The organism is Pseudomonas folii, from assembly GCF_014357575.1.
Lineage (GTDB): Bacteria > Pseudomonadota > Gammaproteobacteria > Pseudomonadales > Pseudomonadaceae > Aquipseudomonas > Aquipseudomonas folii.
Window position 1 is genome coordinate 1 of record NZ_JACONW010000069.1, and the last position, 16,711, is coordinate 16,711.

General features: G+C 58.0%; 17 protein-coding genes. 11 read left to right on the forward strand and 6 right to left on the reverse strand.

Annotation, left to right across the window (positions count from 1 at the left end; all coding sequences use genetic code 11):
• Nucleotides 1–377, reverse strand: a 377-nt coding sequence (locus H8S59_RS15195) for a GNAT family N-acetyltransferase (protein WP_187521941.1), incomplete at its 3' end; no start/stop codon positions are given.
• A gap of 487 nt (nt 378–864) precedes the next feature.
• On the opposite strand from H8S59_RS15195, the gene H8S59_RS15200 reads away from it, so the two are divergent.
• The 5 genes from H8S59_RS15200 (at nt 865) to H8S59_RS15220 (ending at nt 4,659) form a co-directional block, all read left to right on the forward strand.
• On the forward strand, nt 865–1,656 hold the full coding sequence (locus tag H8S59_RS15200; RefSeq protein ID WP_187521942.1) for a phosphate/phosphite/phosphonate ABC transporter substrate-binding protein: 792 nt from the start codon (nt 865–867) through the stop codon (nt 1,654–1,656).
• Nucleotides 1,657–2,102: 446 nt separating this feature from the next.
• A complete protein-coding gene (locus H8S59_RS15205; protein ID WP_187521943.1) occupies nt 2,103–3,116 on the forward strand; it encodes an ABC transporter substrate-binding protein in 1,014 nt (337 codons plus the stop codon).
• Between the two features lie 35 nt (nt 3,117–3,151).
• Nucleotides 3,152–3,691: a GNAT family N-acetyltransferase gene (locus H8S59_RS15210; RefSeq protein ID WP_187521944.1), complete on the forward strand. Its 540-nt coding sequence runs from the start codon at nt 3,152–3,154 to the stop codon at nt 3,689–3,691.
• Entirely contained in the window at nt 3,688–4,179 is a 492-nt protein-coding gene (locus H8S59_RS15215; protein WP_187521945.1) for a hypothetical protein, read from the forward strand. Before H8S59_RS15210 ends, H8S59_RS15215 begins: the two co-directional genes overlap by 4 nt.
• Nucleotides 4,180–4,221: 42 nt before the next feature.
• Nucleotides 4,222–4,659: a nucleoside deaminase gene (locus H8S59_RS15220; RefSeq protein ID WP_187521946.1), complete on the forward strand. Its 438-nt coding sequence runs from the start codon at nt 4,222–4,224 to the stop codon at nt 4,657–4,659.
• A gap of 207 nt (nt 4,660–4,866) precedes the next feature.
• Here the strand turns inward: H8S59_RS15220 and H8S59_RS15225 are convergent, their stop codons facing one another.
• Nucleotides 4,867–5,865, reverse strand: a complete 999-nt coding sequence (locus H8S59_RS15225) for a diaminopimelate epimerase (RefSeq protein ID WP_187521947.1) — start codon at nt 5,863–5,865, stop codon at nt 4,867–4,869.
• A 178-nt stretch (nt 5,866–6,043) separates the two neighbouring features.
• On the opposite strand from H8S59_RS15225, the gene H8S59_RS15230 reads away from it, so the two are divergent.
• Nucleotides 6,044–6,865 (forward strand): alpha/beta fold hydrolase, encoded by an 822-nt coding sequence (locus H8S59_RS15230; RefSeq protein ID WP_095102321.1) that lies wholly within the window; start codon nt 6,044–6,046, stop codon nt 6,863–6,865.
• The gene (locus H8S59_RS15235) at nt 6,801–8,030 is read left to right on the forward strand and encodes a PAS domain-containing sensor histidine kinase (RefSeq protein WP_371856830.1); all 1,230 of its coding nucleotides are present in this window, start codon (nt 6,801–6,803) and stop codon (nt 8,028–8,030) included. The genes H8S59_RS15230 and H8S59_RS15235 overlap by 65 nt, the downstream gene beginning before the upstream one ends.
• A 210-nt stretch (nt 8,031–8,240) precedes the next feature.
• On the opposite strand, the gene H8S59_RS15240 is transcribed toward H8S59_RS15235, so the two are convergent.
• Nucleotides 8,241–8,864: a LysE family translocator gene (locus H8S59_RS15240; protein WP_187521948.1), complete on the reverse strand. Its 624-nt coding sequence runs from the start codon at nt 8,862–8,864 to the stop codon at nt 8,241–8,243.
• Between the two features lie 52 nt (nt 8,865–8,916).
• Nucleotides 8,917–9,753 carry an AraC family transcriptional regulator gene (locus tag H8S59_RS15245; protein WP_187521949.1) on the reverse strand — a complete coding sequence of 279 codons (837 nt, stop codon included), beginning with the start codon at nt 9,751–9,753 and terminating at the stop codon, nt 8,917–8,919.
• Nucleotides 9,754–9,971: 218 nt separating this feature from the next.
• Here H8S59_RS15245 and H8S59_RS15250 point away from each other — a divergent pair, with 218 nt between their 5' ends.
• On the forward strand, nt 9,972–11,156 hold the full coding sequence (locus H8S59_RS15250; protein WP_187521950.1) for a GAF domain-containing sensor histidine kinase: 1,185 nt from the start codon (nt 9,972–9,974) through the stop codon (nt 11,154–11,156).
• 1 nt (nt 11,157) lies between these two features.
• Here H8S59_RS15250 and H8S59_RS15255 read toward each other — a convergent pair whose 3' ends face one another.
• Complete coding sequence (locus H8S59_RS15255) at nt 11,158–12,261, reverse strand: DNA alkylation repair protein (RefSeq protein ID WP_187521951.1); 1,104 nt, start codon at nt 12,259–12,261, stop codon at nt 11,158–11,160.
• Between the two features lie 293 nt (nt 12,262–12,554).
• Between H8S59_RS15255 and H8S59_RS15260 the strand changes: the two genes are divergently transcribed.
• Both H8S59_RS15260 and H8S59_RS15265 read left to right on the forward strand, forming a co-directional pair.
• Nucleotides 12,555–12,881: a hypothetical protein gene (locus H8S59_RS15260; RefSeq protein ID WP_095102341.1), complete on the forward strand. Its 327-nt coding sequence runs from the start codon at nt 12,555–12,557 to the stop codon at nt 12,879–12,881.
• Nucleotides 12,882–12,933: 52 nt separating this feature from the next.
• Nucleotides 12,934–14,088, forward strand: a complete 1,155-nt coding sequence (locus H8S59_RS15265) for a PQQ-dependent sugar dehydrogenase (RefSeq protein WP_187521952.1) — start codon at nt 12,934–12,936, stop codon at nt 14,086–14,088.
• Between the two features lie 124 nt (nt 14,089–14,212).
• Here the strand turns inward: H8S59_RS15265 and H8S59_RS15270 are convergent, their stop codons facing one another.
• Entirely contained in the window at nt 14,213–14,521 is a 309-nt protein-coding gene (locus H8S59_RS15270; protein ID WP_095102335.1) for a PepSY domain-containing protein, read from the reverse strand.
• 452 nt (nt 14,522–14,973) lie between these two features.
• Between H8S59_RS15270 and H8S59_RS15275 the strand changes: the two genes are divergently transcribed.
• Nucleotides 14,974–16,284 (forward strand): MFS transporter, encoded by a 1,311-nt coding sequence (locus tag H8S59_RS15275; RefSeq protein ID WP_187521953.1) that lies wholly within the window; start codon nt 14,974–14,976, stop codon nt 16,282–16,284.
• Nucleotides 16,285–16,711: the final 427 nt, after the last annotated feature.

The following is a 16,711-nucleotide window of genomic DNA, read 5'->3' on the forward strand; positions in this document are numbered from 1 at the left end:
GTCTTCTGATACCGCGTCAGCTTGTCCGCCAGCATCGGCGGTAAATCTGTTGTGGGCGTAAACCCTGATCGCTCGTAAAACCTCTTCAGGTCCGGATGGCAAAACAGCCAGACCGGCCCGTTCAGCGCCTCCAGCGATTTGGCGATCAAGGTTTTTGCAATCGCCTGCCCTCGCCACTGCGGCGCAACGAACAGTCCAGTCAACCAATGTCCTTCAGCCACCTTAGTAAGACTCAGTGCGCCGATGATTTCCGGCTGCCGTGCCACCCACATCTGTGCCGCACTGGACGAACGCATTGGCGAGCGATGGGCGCGGTAGAACTTGTCCAGCAGGGGCTGGCAAAGCGTCGGCAACGGGCAGAATTCAATCTCGGACATGGGGCAGGGCGCACTTCAGAGGGGCGGCAGGAATGGCCGGGTATCATAGCGTCGAATGGGTGTATAACAGAGGTCAGATCCTTGACCCTGGAGCACGCATCATGAGCAAAGGTATGGATTCAAAGAAAGCCGCGAAGAAAAAGCCCGCCAAGACCGCCGACGAGAAACGTGCCGACAAAAAAGCCAAGAAATCCGATACCGGGCTTTTTGGGCATTGATCCCGAGCGGCTGTAGATGACCATTGGTGCGGAGCTGAAAAAACCTGTGGGAGCGGTGCTTGCCCGCGATAAGAACAACACGGTCCAAAGTAAATTGCGTCCAGCCTTATCGCGGGCAAGCACCGCTCCCACAGGAATGCGTTCCACTTAAGCATTTGTGGTGTTTGCGACGCGTCCCCGGTTGCTCATAAACCATTGTTTACTCGCTTCCTGCGCACGCTCCGCATTTTTCATCTATGGTTGGCTCAACCGTTTTGACCGGATTTACCATGATTCAGGGTTTCGCCGAATTATCGATGTACACCGCACCAGAGCGCGTTGCGCAGGCCAGTGAGGCTTGGCTGGCACGGATCTTCGAAGTGCTCGGCGCGCAGCGTTTGCACAGCGCGCTCGATCTGCCAGAGCTCTGGCTATCCAATCAGTTACTGCTCGCACAGACCTGCGGTTATCCGTTGATGACACTGTTGCGCGGCAAGGTTCGGCTGATCGGGCGGCCTGTCTATGACTTGCCCAACAGCGCCGATGGCCTGCATTGCAGCCTGCTCCTGGTGCGGGCCGATGACCCTCGACGCTCGCTCGAGGACTTTCTCGGCAGCCACGGCCTCGTCAACAGTGAAGACTCCAACTCAGGCATGAACCTGTTGCGGCACACCCTTGCACCGCTCCAGCAAAACGGGCGGTTTTTCTCGCAAGTGTCCCTTACCGGTGGCCATCGCCACAGCCTGCGCTGGCTCAAGGAGCGGCGGGGTGATATTGCCGCCATCGACAGCGTGACCTTTGACTATCTGGCCCGTGATGCCAGCGAAGAAGTCAGTGGCTTGCGTATCCTGACGCGCACTGCACATGGCCCATGCCTGCCCTTCATCACGGCGTTGAGCGTTGATGTCGCTCAGGCCGAAGTCATCCGTCACGCCATGAATCAGGCCTTGTCGGACTTGCCGGATGTCGCACAGGCGCTGGCGATCAGTCAGGTATTGGCAGCCCATGAAGATGATTATCAGATATTGCTCGACTATGAACGTCAGGCGGGCGAGCAAGGGCTGCCTTCATTAACTTTTTAAGGTAGGAGGCAACTTGTTGACGAGAGGCGCTGACGCGATTCTTCCAGCGCGCCGTCTCGCGAACAAGGAATTGCGCGTTTTTTAAGGTAGGAGCCAACTTGTTGGCGAGAGGGGCCTGACGCGATTTTTCAGATGCGCCGCCTCGCGAACAAGTTCGCTCCTACCCAGGGGTTGCGCGTTTTTTAAGGTAGGAGCCAACTTGTTCGCGAGAGGGTCTGAAGCGATTCTTCAGATGCGCCGCCTCGCGAACGAGTTCGCTCCTACCAAGGGATTGCGCGTTTTTTGAAGTAGGAGCGAACTTGTTCGCGAGAGGGTCCTGAAGCGAATCTTCCGGCACGTCGCCTGGACATGAGTACAACTTATCGTCGAATTGAGATGTCGTACCTTTCAACCCTACACATCACTGTATTCCCATTCAGGCCGGGCCCGGCCATTCAGAGGTGACCATGACATCAATCAGAACCCTGCTCGGCTGTTCACTCCTGGCCCTTGGCCTGTTGGGTCAGCCTGCAGTGGCGGCGGAAAAGACCGCACCGATCAACTTCGGCGACATCACGTGGGAAAGCGGCAGTCTGATCACAGAGATCCTGCGTACCATCGTCGAGAAAGGTTATGGCTACCCCACTGACACGTTGCCGGGTAGCACGGTGAGCCTGGAAGCCGCCCTGGCGAAAAACGATATTCAGGTCATCGGCGAGGAATGGGCCGGGCGCAGTCCTGCCTGGGTCAAGGCAGAAGCTGAAGGCAAGGTGCACGGTCTTGGCAATATCGTCAAAGGCGCGACCGAAGGGTGGTGGGTGCCGGAGTTCGTGATCAAGGGCGATCCGGCCAAAGGCATCAAACCGCTGGCCCCGGACCTCAAGTCGGTGGCTGACTTGCCACGCTATAAAGACGTCTTCAAAGACCCAGAGTCGCCGGACAAGGGCCGTTTTCTCAACAGTCCCACTGGTTGGACGTCAGAAATCGTCAACACCCAGAAGCTCAAGGCTTATGGCCTGAACGACAGCTTCGTGAACTTCCGGACCGGTTCGGGCGCGGCGCTGGATGCCGAGGTCAGCTCTTCGATTCATCGCGGCAAGCCTGTCCTGTTTTACTACTGGTCGCCGACTCCGCTGCTGGGCCGCTTCAAGCTGATCAAGCTGGAAGAGCCGCCGTTCGACGCCGAAGCCTGGAAAACCCTGGCTGACGCCAACAACCCGAATCCACGAGGCACCCGTTCACTGGAGCCGCGCCTGAGCATTGGCGTCTCGGACGCATTCCACAAACAGTATCCTGACCTTGTCGCGTTCTTCGAAAAAGTCGACCTGCCGATTGATCTGCTCAACCAGACCCTGGGACAGATGAGTGAAAAACGTCAGCAGCCCAAAGAGGTTGCCCAGTTGTTCCTCAAGCAGCATCCTGAAGTCTGGAAGTCCTGGGTGCCCGCTGAAGTGGCCGGAAAGGTCAGCAACGGCTTGTGAACATCTGCGCTCCAGGCCGAATTGATGGTTGAGCCATGAAGACTGATGTTGTTCTACAGACGGAGCGCATGACTCTGCGCCAGCTAAGCAGCGCAGATGTGCTGCCAATGGCGCAGATCCTCAGTGATCCTGAGGTTATGCGTTATTCGGTGCGGGGTATTCTCAGCGAGAGCGCAACGGCTGAATTCGTTGACTGGTCTTCGCAATCCTATGCGCTTCATGGTTTTGGGCCGTGGGCGGTGGTCGAAACAGCCAGCGGTGTGCTGATGGGATTTTGTGCGCTGAATCAGGAGAACGTCGACGGCGCGGAAGAAGTGGAGATCGGCTATCGCCTGGCACCGCAGTTCTGGGGGCGAGGCCTGGCCACTGAAATAGTCCGTGCGACCCTGACCTACGGCTTCGAACGCTTGGAGCTGCCCTCGATCATTGCCATTGTACAGCCCGCCAACGTTGCTTCCGTGCGCGTGATTCAGAAGGTGGGTTTCAACGCATTTGTTTACAGCCAGTACCACCGGTTGGGCGTCAAAATCTATCGCTTGAACCGGGAGGAATGGTTGACGGAGGAGGCTTCATGACCCTGCACAAGTCGGTTGCCGGCAACCTGTTTTTTGTCTTGCTGCTTGGCCTTTGGACAAGCGTTGAACAGAGTGCCCAGGCTTCGGAGGTGGAAGACAGCGCGTTGGCGTATGTCGAAGACCGGCACTTGGGCGAAAGCCTTGGCTGGCTGGGCTATCAGGTCGCTTCGCGCACTGCTACGTTCGGCAGCATCGTCGAGTCGGTTGGCAAAACGCAGGCGCAAGAGCTGGTCAAGGATGAGTTGCAGCGGTTGCAGCCGCAGTTCCAGTCGCAATGGGATCGCAACATGGCTGCCGCCTATGCGCAGTCCTTCAGCGCTGATGAATTGCGCGCACTCAACCGCGGCGACAACGAACCACAGCTGGCCAATAAACTCCGGGCCAAACAGAATGACGTCGGTACCGACATGAAGGCGCGCTCGGCCGACCTGCTCAAGGAGTTTGTTTCGCAAGCGCTGAATAGCGCTATGGCGAGGCTGCCACAATGATGCACATTACTTTTTTTCAGACTCAGGCAACGAGGTAGAACCATGGACCCATTCATGCAGGCCGCAATCGACGAAGCTCAACTGGGGCTGGCCGAGGGCGGTATTCCCATCGGTTCGGTTATCGTTCATGACGGTAAGATCATTGGCCGCGGTCATAATCGTCGTGTTCAGGAAGGCAGCGCCATCAAGCACGGGGAAATGGACGCGCTGGAAAATGCCGGTCGCCAGCCTGCCAGGGTGTACCGCGACGCCGTGCTCTACACGACACTGTCACCTTGCTCGATGTGCAGCGGGGCGATTCTGCTGTACGGCATCCGGAAGGTTATCGTCGGTGAAAACCAGACGTTCATGGGCGAAGAAGAACTGCTGCGCTCGCGTGGAGTGAATGTCGAGGTGATCGACAACCACACCTGCGTCGACATGATGAAAGGCTTCATCGCCAGCAAGCCTGAACTGTGGAATGAGGATATTGGGGAGTAGGGCACTGCTGCCCCTCACCAACAAGATGCAATCACCTGATTTGGAATGCTTTTCTGTAGGAGCTTACGAGCACCGCGAGGCAGCGATGCGGTCTGTCTGATAACCGCCATCGCGGCCTCGCGGTGCTCGTGCGCTCCTACAAGTCCAATGTTTACTGCGAGACAGCGTTGCGTCGTCGACGGGGCGGGACGTCCGACAGGGGGGCTTTTACTCGTCGGCCACCTTCGCCACTCCAAACAGCGAAACCTGCAGTTCTCCATTATGCTCTTCCAGCCTTACGGGTGCCGTTCCGCCCGGCATGCTGACCTGAACCAAGCCTGATTCCACCAACCCGGCATGCCAGGCAGCGCTGGCCACGGCGCTGGCGCTGGTGCCCGAGGAGGCTGTGGGGCCTTCGCCGCGTTCGAAGACCCGGGCCACAACTTGATTGGCGGACTGCACCCACGCCCATTGCAAGTTCACTCCGGCCGGGCAAGGCTCGCCGGTGCCGAGTTCACCTTTGGCAAAGGCGATGCGCGTCAACGCTGCGTTCAATGCTGATTCATGCAGCGCATCGAATGACGGCAAGTCTGCTTGATCATTCACCAGCGTGACGCAATGCGGATTGCCAATGCGCACGAAAACGCTGTGATCCCATCGGGCGTTAATCTGCGCCAAAGGCTTTACCCGACTGACCGCGCGATGGTTGAGCTGCACGGGTTCCAGACTGTCGCCAGGCGCGCCAACCGTCTGCGGCCCGAAAGCCGGATTTCCAAGTGCCAGCCAGAAACCACGCTCTCCATTCACCGAAGCCGGCTCTACCTGAGTGCTGACCGGCCTGGCTGTGCCGTGGTTATCGTGATGAACCCTCAGTTCAAAGCCTTGCGAACCCGCATAAGCAGTGTCGGTCAGGAACCGGGCGAAAATGGTCATGCCGTTGCCGCTGCGTTCGGCCAGCGTGCCGTCAGTGTTGATGATCAACAGGTCAAATGGCGCTGCCTGCTGAAAAGGACCGAGCAATAACCCATCCGAACGGTGCGCCTTTGCGCCAGGCGGGCGGGTGCCCTCTGGCCAGGTGCATAAGGCATGCACTGCTGCGGTGGCCCACTGGTCTCGATTCAACGCTGCATCGGCCGCGTTTTCAGCAATCGCGATGCCCCGTTCGCGCAAGGTTTGAGGCGTGCAGACGATATAGATATTGCCGCGTGCGTCGTAAATCTGACTCATGAGCGGTTCACAGTTTGTTTAAAAACAACCATTGAGAAGCAGCGCCGAGTACCGAAGCAAGCTTTTTGATGAAACAGATGCTTTTGTATGAGTGGTTCCTGTCTGGAACGATGCTAATCTCGTTGAATTCATTAGTGGCAATCTGATCACTTTTAGGGTCAGCGTTGGAGGAATACGGATGTCGGTGCAGTTACGCAATAACGTCAGGGTCACGGGGGAGGGGCCTGCAACCCTCGTTTTTTCCCATGGCTTCGGTTGCGACCAGAACATGTGGCGGTTCATGGCGCCGTATTTCGCCGAGCGTTTCAAAGTGGTGGTCTACGACCTGGTCGGCAATGGCCAGTCGGATCTGTCTGCCTACTACAAACGCAAGTACGATTCCCTGGATGGCTACGCCAGCGATTTGCTCGAAGTCGTCAAGGAATTTGCCGGGCCAGGCCCGGTGATCCATGTCGGCCATTCGGTCGGCTCGATGATTGGCGCGGTCGCAGACCTGCGCGACCCCGGCCACTTCGCGGCTCACGTCATGGTCGGCCCGTCGCCGTGCTACATCAACGACGGTGACTATGTGGGCGGTTTCACCCGGCAAGACATCGTTACCCTGCTCAGCACGCTGGCGGCCAACTATTTCGGATGGGCCAGCACCATGGCACCAGCCATCATGGGGGCTCCATCGCAACCCGAGCTGAGCGAGGAATTGACCCAGAGTTTCTGCCGCACCAACCCGGAAGTTTCCCAGCAGTTCGCCCGCGTCACGTTCACGGCGGATAACCGCAAGGATGTCGCGCAGTTGCCCACCAAAACCCTGGTATTGCAGTGCAATCAGGATTTTATCGCGCCACTCGATGTGGGGGATTATCTGCAGCGGGTGATGCCTGACTGCACGCTGAGGGTCATCGATAACATTGGCCATTGCCCGCACATGAGTAATCCTGATGCGTGTATTGCCGCGATGGATGAGTTCTTCGGCGCGTCTGGAGTGGTGCCTCTTGTCGGTTGACGTCGAGTTGAGCGCTGACAGCGATCTGCTGTTCGAGGGCGCCGCCTGTGGTCTGCTGCTGACTCGCGAGGACGGCACGATCCTGCGAGCCAATAAGACGTTCTGCCTGTGGATTGGCACCGAGTCCGCGAGTCTGACCGGGACCCGTTTCCAGGATCTGATGAGCGTGGGGGACAGGATTTTCCAGCAGACCCATTGGGGGCCCTTGCTGGTCATGCGGGGCTCCGTGTCGGAGATCAAACTCGATCTGGTGGGGCCTGATGGTCAGGCCATGACCATGATGCTCAACGCCATACGTCGGGAAACGCCTGAGGGCGTGGTGCATCATCTGTCCCTGATGAGCGGCGAGGAGCGCAATAAATATCAGCGCGAACTGGCCGAGACTCGTCAGGCGGCTGAAGAAATGCTGTTGCAGCAACTGGCCTCACAAAAGGAACTGTCCTCGGTGCAGAACCGGCTGCGGCTGGCCCAGACCGAAGCGGACATTCGAGCCACGTTCGCCGAACAGATGGTGGCGATCGTCAGTCACGACCTGCGCAATCCGTTGGCCGCGATCAAGATGGCGGCCGGGCTGATCGGGCTGGAACCGCTCAGCGAGAAACAACAGCGCAGCCTCGGGCTGGTGAATCAGTCGGTAGGGCGTGCGCAGCGTTTGATCGTCGACCTGCTGGACTTTACTCAGGCGCGGGTGGGTAGCGGTATTTCCGTGCTGCCCCAACCGGTGCAACTGCATGAAGTGATTGCTGCGAGCGTGGCGGAGCAGCGGCTATTATTTCCTCGCCGCGTGCTGATCCATGAGTGTATCGGCGAGGGCTTGTGTACGGCTGATGCCGACCGGCTGTTCGAGCTGGTGGATAATTTGGTGAGCAACGCCGTGGCTTATGGCTCGGCGACTGGGGTCATCACGATCACGTCGGCATTCGACCCTCAGTGGATCCGGATCGCGGTGCACAACGTCGGCCCGCCGATACCGCCGGAGCGGCTTGAGGGCCTGTTCGAACCGATGCCCCACGGCGTGGCCGATGATGATCCGAGTCGCAGTATCGGCCTTGGCCTGTTTATCGTCCGCGAAATCGCCCGCGCCCATTGGGGCGACGTCAGTGTTACCTCCAACGCCGAAGAGGGCACGACCTTCACCATCAACTTGGCGCGGCCAGTGAGTTGATGCGGTGCCTGGCAGTCCCTGACAGAGCTCTGTATCGCGGTAAAAATGGGATCTGTAGGAGCTCACGAGCAACGCGAGGCAGCGATAGCGGTTTGTCTGACACTCCGCCATCGCTGGCCTCGTAACCTCGGTGAGCTCCTGCAAAAGCGCATTTCCACTCAGTAAGTTATGGTTTTTGATAGCCCCTTGTTCGTCCCTCGTGGGTGCCAATCAAACCCACACCGTCATCCACGTCGACACCAGCAGCAACAGCGCCATGCTTCGGTTGAAGCGTTGCATGCCTTCTGGCGACCGGCAAAACCGTGCAGCGCTGACGCCCAGCCAGGCCCACGCCGTCATGCAGGGGATCGCGATCAGGAAGAACATCAGCGACAGGTAAACCACGCGCATACCTCTGTCGGCTTCGGTCCCGGCGAAAACGCTGACCACCGCCAAGGCCATCATCCACGTCTTTGGGTTGACCAGTTGCAGGCTGGCGGCACCGAGCAGACCCAGTCGGGCGCCCTTACTGTCTGTGGCATTTTTATTGTTCACGGCGTTCGGATCGATAGCTGCGGCCGGGGCTTTGAAAATCTGCCAGGCCATCCAGCTCAGCCAGGCAATACCCACCCACGACATTGCAGTCTGAATACCCTGATGCCGGGCCAACACATCGCCAATGCCGGTGCCGACCAGCAAAACCAGCGCCGCCGCGCCGCCACAGGCACCTAGCACGATAGGCGCGACGACAGCCCAGCCGTGCCGCGAGCTATGGGTCATGACCAGAATATTGGTCGGGCCGGGGGTGATGGATGACACGAAGGCAAACAGTACGAAGGGCAAAAACGTGTCCATGGAGCGCTCACTGGTGATTGATCGTCAGTCGATCATCGCCATTGGCGGTTCCTCAGTCTGGAAGGTTTGAGCAACGTTTGCGGTAATCGGCCGGGGTCATCCGGTAAGCACGCTGAAACCACCGCCCCAGATGGCTTTGGTCGGCAAAACCCAGCGCGGCCGCGACTTGAGCGGGAGATTGGCCGCCTGCCAGCAGCCGTCTTGCCTTGGCCAGTCGCAACTGAATGAGGTAGGCGTGCGGGGCGATGCCGAAGGCCGCCTTGAACGCTCGGGTCAGCCGGAACCGATCAACCCCTGTCACGCGCGCCAGATCGTCCAGACCGATATCGTGGCTGGCGTGGCTGTGGAGAAAGTCGCGGGCTATCTGCGCCACCCGTGGCAAACGCGGGTCGGGCGAGACCTGAGTACGCCAGCGCAGATGGCGAGTCAGGTTCGACAGCAGGTCATCCAGCGCAGTCTGGCGCACGATGCGCAGCTCGGCACCGTGCAGCGTCTGGAATGCCGTGGCGGTGGCAGTGGCCAGACGCGTGTCATCGGCCTGCGTGTCCGCGAAACTGATCTGACAGTCAGCCGGCGTATGTTCGAACAGCGAACGCAATTCCCGGTCCAGCCACATCGGGTCCACATACAGGGTGAGGTAGGTGAAGCCTTCCGGGGCTGGCGCGTCACCGTCGTGGATTTCGCCGGGCTCCAGCAGGAAGATCCGCCCAGGTGTGCTGACATAGCGTTTTCGTCTGCAATGGAATTGCTGCACGCCCTGTTCGGTGATGCCGACCAGATAGCTGTCATGCCAATGTGGATCGTAGGCATGACCCTCAAAATGCGCGCGAATCGTCTCGATGCCGGACTCGCTGTCCTGCTTCAGATCGATCCAGTTGCTGTTGGTCATGGCAAGGTCCTGTTAGCGCGGTGTTGGGGCAGTGCAGTTGATCAATTGTCATTCTGAAAGATTTTCGCCAGATGATGCGCTGACGTCTGGAAGATTTGTGCAAGTCAGGCTTATTGTTGTTGTCAGGCACAGTTCCCGACTCTCTGTTTTACGGTCATGGCATCGGGCCGCTACAATGCCGCCGATTTTCTCACTTTCACGTTGATGACAGGAACGCCATGAGGCAGACCATTGCCGAAGATGTCGCATTAATCAGCCGAATCAGTGCGGTTCCCGCCATGCTTCAGGTGATCAGCGAAACCACAGGCATGGGGTTCGCTGCCGTTGCGCGCGTGACTGACACTTCATGGACTGCCTGTGCGGTGCTCGACAAGCTGAATTTCGGCCTCGCGCCCGGCGGCGAGCTGGAGCTGACCACAACGATATGCCACGAAATACAGTCTTCGCATTTGCATGAACCGGTGATCATCGATCACGTCAGTGAAGATGAACACTACCGCACGCACCACACGCCGCGGATTTATAAGTTCGAAAGCTATATTGCCGTACCGGTCTTCCTGTCAGACGGCTCGTTTTTCGGCACCATCTGTGCGCTGGACCCCAAACCTGCCCAACTCAAGTCCACAGCCATCGAGGCATTGATGACCTCGTTTGCACGGTTGCTGGCGATTCAGATCGAGGCCGAAGAAAAGCTGGAGCAGGTCAGAGCCGATCTGCGAGCCGAACGCGAAGTGGCAGAGTGGCGTGAGCAGTTCATTGCCGTGCTGGGCCATGACCTGCGTAATCCGTTGTTTGCGATTACTGCCAGCGCCGAGCTGCTGTTACGGCGGTCTCTGGATGAAAAGTCCGAAAGAATCGCGGGTCACATCCTCACCTCTGGACGGCGCGCCTCACAGTTGGTGGACGACGTGCTGGATTTTGCCCGGGGCCGGTTGGGGCATGGTATTCCGCTGAGCCTGCATGAGTGCGGGGATCTGGGCGCAGCGCTCAGCCATGTGGTTTCCGAAGTCCAGCGTGTGCATCCGGCACGCTCTATTCGATCCTCTATTGGCGGCCTCGACAGCATTCGTTGTGACCGCGAGCGGCTGGCGCAACTGCTGTCCAATCTGGTCGCCAACGCGATTTCCCACGGTGACAATGACGGGGTTGTGGAGGTAGCCGCCCGGGTTGAATCGGGGCACTTCCTGATGGCAGTCACTAACCAGGGCGTGCCGATCCCCGAAGACGTTTTGCCCCATCTCTTCCAGCCTTATTCGCGGCCCGGAGCTGAAGAACCTCAGGCCGGGCTTGGTCTTGGCCTTTACATTTCCAGCCAGATAGCTCTGGCCCATGGCGGCATGTTGACGGTGCATTCCAGCCATGAAGACGGCACGACATTCACCTTCCGCATGCCGTTGAGCTGACTCACGGCAGCAGTTCGAAACGACTGCTGGCCAGGCATTCGCCGTTGATCAGAACGTCCAGTTCATGCACTCCCGGGTAATGCACCCGGGTGGTGAAATTACGCACCTGAAGTTTGCGCGCCACGGTCACTGACTCGCCGGGCCCGAGCTCAAGCGTCTTGAGCTTGAAGACCTTGGCAGAGGTACCGCCAGACTTCTTCACGTAATGAATCGCGTAATCGATGATCAGCCGTTGGCTGTGTTCGGCGGTCGACGTCACCTGGAACGACAGGCTCAGGTCGTCACCCAGACGAATCGTGCCGGGAGTAACGCTGATCAGCTCGACACGCACCTGCGGCTTGTGTCCGGCACCCATGATCGTCAGCGCGCGGCGATCACCTTTTTTGATCAGCGAGCGCAGTGCGTGGCGGGCGATCCAGGCGGTGTGCGGGTTTTCCAGCGACCAGCCTTCGATTTGCGCGAGTACCCAGTCGGGGTTGTCCTTGGTGATGTCATTCAGGTGATTGGCCACCGACTTGCGCACATACAGGCTGCTGTCAGCCTTGAGGTTGTCGAGGATCGGCAGCACTGGCGTCGGGTCGACCATCAGCGTCTCAAGACGGAATGACCACGGCAGCCGCGGCCGACTGCCTTCGCTGGCCAGCCTGCGCACGTGTTCATTTTCGTCCAGTGCCCAGCCTTGCATGATCAGCAGCGCACGCTGGAAATCCAGACGCAGGAAGTGCCGCACGGCAAACTCCGATGAGCCAAAGGTCGTGAAGAACTTCAACGCCTGCATCGAGCGCTCGAAGTCGTGCTGACCATAGAGCGCCACGTATTCCGGCAGTATCAGGCTGACAAAGCTGCTGTTCAGACGCGGCGCGAGTTCGTAAAGAACTCCCAGTGCTTCGGAGTAATCCGCAGGCAAGCCAGCATGCAGCCCGCGACTGACACGGTTGAGCCGCTGCATCAGCGACTGGCTGTCCAGGTCATGGGCCACATGCGCCAGAAACGCTTCGGTATTGAAAGCGGGGTAAATCGCCGTGGTCTGTTCGGCAATGTGCTGCAGCCGCGCTCGATTGAAAATCTCCTTCAAAGCCGGCGCGGCCTGGGTGGTGTCGGTCATGGGGATAGCGTTCTCTTGAAGGGACAGATTATCGGTCGCGATCTGCAGTGAATGTACTGGCCCCCTCCTGGCTAAAGCCAGTCCTACAGATCACATACGTGGGACCGGCTTTAGCCGGGAGAGGGCCGTCACGTCCACTGCCTCTATAGCAGCATGAATACGAGGCTCGCTGCACATCCTTGTTACAAACTCAAACCCGCGCGGGTTGCTCATCCACCCTGTTGGAGGCGAACCTAGTCGTGCAATCGCCATCAAACACCCGGATCGTTACCGTTTCCAACAGAAGGTAAATGATGAACAGTTTTGCGCGACGCATTGTATTCCTCACCTTGGGCGGCCTGATGACAGCAGGTTTGACCAGTCTTGCCCAGGCCCAGACCCTGCCCAACAGCACGCTCAATAACGGCAATTCGAATAACAGCCCTATTCACCGCGCCAATCCCAATAGCCGACAGGGCACCGTCCCGGCAACACCGCCCGTACGCGGCCCGAGTACGGCACCCAATCCGCGGCCGCCTACTCTGGAAAACGGCGGTATAGGCAACGGTTACCCGACCCGACAACAAGCGCCTCGCCCGGCAGACAACAACACCGGGCAAAACCGTAAAAGCACTGATTGAGACCCGCGTCCCCTTCACTTTGGGGGCTTTTTCATGACATAAGGAATCGTCCATGCATTGCAAAACCCTGATCGCAACGTTGTGTGCCAGCGCATTGCTGAGTCTGCCGCTGAGCGCGGCTGCAGGTCCGGTTCAGGACTTCAAAACCGAACAAGGCACCCTCAGTGTCGAAGAAGTAGTCAAAGGGCTCGCCCATCCATGGGCTGTGGCTTTCCTGCCGGACAACAAGGGCATGCTGGTCACTGAAAAACCGGGCAACCTGCGGATCGTGTCCCCTGACGGCACCTTGTCCCAACCGTTGTCCGGCGTTCCGAAAGTCTGGGCAAACGGGCAGGGCGGTTTACTGGACGTAGTGCTGTCCCCGGATTTCGCCAAGGATCGCATGGTTTACCTGACTTTTTCCGAGGGCAGTGAGGACGGCAAAACGGCCGGAACCGCGGCAGGGCGCGGGCGTCTTTCCACGGACCTGACCCGGCTGGAAGATTTCAACGTGATTTTCCGTCAACAGCCGAAATTGTCAGTGGGCAATCACTTCGGTGCGCGGATTGTCTTTGATCGGGATGGCTATCTGTTTATCGCCTTGGGCGAGAACAACAACCGGCCGACCGCTCAGGACCTGGACAAACTTCAGGGCAAAATCGTGCGCCTGTTTGCCGATGGCAAAGTCCCGGATGACAACCCGTTTGTGGGTCAGAAAAACGTGCGTCCGGAAATCTGGTCGTACGGGCATCGTAACCAACAAGGGGCGGCACTCAACCCATGGACCGGCACCTTGTGGACTAACGAACACGGGCCTAAAGGTGGCGATGAGGTAAACATCATCGAGCGTGCCCAGAACTACGGCTGGCCGCTGGCAACTCACGGTATCAACTATTCGGGAGAGGCGATTCCGGAAGCCAAAGGCAAATTCGTCGAAGGCACTGTCAAGCCTTTCCACGTCTGGGAAAAGTCCCCCGGCATCAGCGGCATGGCGTTTTACGACGCGTCACGCTTCAAGGCGTGGGATCACAACCTGTTCATTGGCGGGCTGGCATCGGAAGATTTGATTCGTCTGGAGTTTGAAGATGGCAAGATCGTCCACGAAGAACGTCTGCTGAGCGAACTGAAGAAACGCATTCGTGATGTGCGTCAGGGACCGGATGGGTATATCTATGTGTTGACCGACGAAGATAACGGGCAGTTGTTGAAAGTAGGCCTGAAACAATAACTTTTGTTAACTCCACATAACGGTAGGACCGGATTTATCCGGGAGGGCATTCTTCAAGGCAATAAACCAAGTTGCCTGAAGAACTGACTCCCGGCTAAAGCCGGTCCTACCAGTGCAGAATGTCTTAGTTATCCTGCTTGTCTTTCACGATCGCACCCGTCTTGGCGTTCACGTCCACATCCCATTCCACGCCTTTGGCATCGCGTAGTTCAACTTGATAGATGTAGTTGCCTTGCGCGTCCTTATCCAGCTCGGTGTCATGGATGGTGAAGCCAGGGTGCTTGTCCTGCGCCAGTTTGTTCAGCTTTTCGAAGTCCATGATCGCACCGGACTTGAGCAGGCCAGGGATTTCGTCAGGACGTACGTCAGCTTGTGCAGCACCGGCAGCGGCAGTAAGGGCAACAGCAGCAAACAAGGCATTCAACGTTTTCATGGGTATTCCTTTTGATTGATCTGATGTTATTGATCTGGAGGCAACTGATTCGTTCCGTTGCCTGTTGAAGCCAGATTATCCATCGATACTTAATTCATGCTTAATCCTTCATGGGAAAACGTTGCGAGACACTAAAGTCTTTTGCACCACACCTCTCGATTAACCGGATTGAAATGCTGTCTTCACAGGAGTGCCATGTTTGTTCGCCAACTGATATGCGACGTGGGACCGGCTTTAGCCGGGAAGGCGTCATTTCGGACACTACAAATGTGAGCATTCTGATGCCCCCTTCCCGGCTAAAGCCGGTCCCACGTCTCGTCTGCAACAGGTGCAATCCGGCTGACATGCTAACGATCACTTACCGGACCCCCTAGCCATTACCCCCCATTTTGCTATTCTTCGCGCCCTGCGACGCTGTGTCGCGTCTTTACTCTTCCGTGTCCGGGGTCCTTATGACGGCCATTGTTCGACCACGTCCCCAGCCGCTGTCCCGGGCTGACTATAAAACCCTGGGCCTTGCGGCGTTGGGCGGGGCGCTGGAAATCTATGACTTCATCATTTTCGTGTTCTTCGCGCTGACGCTGAGCCAGCTGTTTTTTCCGCCGGAAATGCCCGAGTGGCTGCGTCTGCTGCAAAGCTTCGGGATTTTCGTGACCGGGTATCTGGCGCGCCCGCTGGGCGGGATTCTCATGGCGCACTTCGCCGATCGACTGGGGCGCAAGCGGGTATTCAGCCTGAGCATCCTGATGATGGCGCTGCCATGCCTGTTGATTGGTGTGATGCCGACCTACGCTGAAATCGGTTATTGGGCGCCGCTGATCCTGCTGGCATTGCGCATCCTGCAAGGCGCCGCGGTGGGGGGCGAAGTTCCCAGCGCCTGGGTGTTCGTTGCAGAACATGCACCGAAAGGTCATCGCGGTTATGCCCTGGGCGTGCTGCAGGCTGGTCTGACCTTTGGATACCTGCTGGGCGCGCTGGTCGCCACCTGGCTGGCGAAGGTCTTCACCCCGGCGGAAATCCTCGATTACGCGTGGCGCATACCTTTCCTGCTGGGAGGCGCATTCGGCGTGCTGGGTGTCTGGTTGCGCCGTTGGTTGAGCGAAACGCCGGTGTTCATGGCTATGCATGCCCAACGTGAAGCCGCTACGGAATTTCCCCTGACCGCCGTACTGCGCAAGCATCGCGAATCCTTGTTGCCCGCTGCGTTGCTCACCTGTGTGCTGACCTCTGCCGTGGTCGTGCTGGTGGTCATCACCCCGACAGTGATGCAAAAGCGCTTTGGCATGAGCGCCAGCGATACATTTGCCCTGAGTAGCGTGGGCATCGTGTTTCTGAATATCGGCTGCGTGCTGGCCGGCATGCTGGTGGATCGCATTGGCGCATGGCGTGCAGTGATTATCTACAGCTTGCTGCTGCCGTTAGGCATTGGGCTGCTCTACTCAAGTCTGATCGGTCAATGGCTGGTGCCGGGCATCGCATATGCGCTGGCGGGGCTGGCCTGCGGCATCGTCGGTGTGGTGCCTTCAGTGATGGTCGGCCTGTTCCCGGCCGACATTCGCGTGTCGGGCATCTCATTCACCTACAACATTGCCTACGCGCTTTGGGCCAGTACCACGCCGTTGCTGCTGATCGCTCTGATGCCATGGAGCCCGTGGGTGTGTGTTGGTTACGTCGCGATCATGGGCGCTGTTGGCCTTGGGACAGCTGCAATATTCGGTTGGCGTCGCGGGATGAAGGTCGACGCGATGCTGGTCAGCAACTGAATGGACGCGCCCTGACACAGCGCTTTCGCACGGCAACAAATGACCTGTAGTAGGTCTAGCCCCGTCTTCGACCGCAGCAAGCACCGTATCTGTTGGAGCGAGGCTTGCCCGCGAAGAACGACACGCGGTGCGTCTGGCTTACCGAGTCGACTGGTTCGCGGGCAAGCCTCGCACCAACAGATATCGTTTATTCAGTGGGTATATTTTTTTGATGAGAGCTGTCGAAGGCTGCGATAGCGGTGCGTGAGAATAAACGCTTCGCAACCTTCAAGCTCTTCAGTCCCTGCATCCATCCTGATTCATGAGGGCACAGAAGACACACTTAAATAATAATATCTGTCAGCACATATCCATTGCTTATGTGGGAAAAATCTTATTCCAAACACATAATCGAAAACCATCTCTGTAAGTTAATTGCAAATCACTA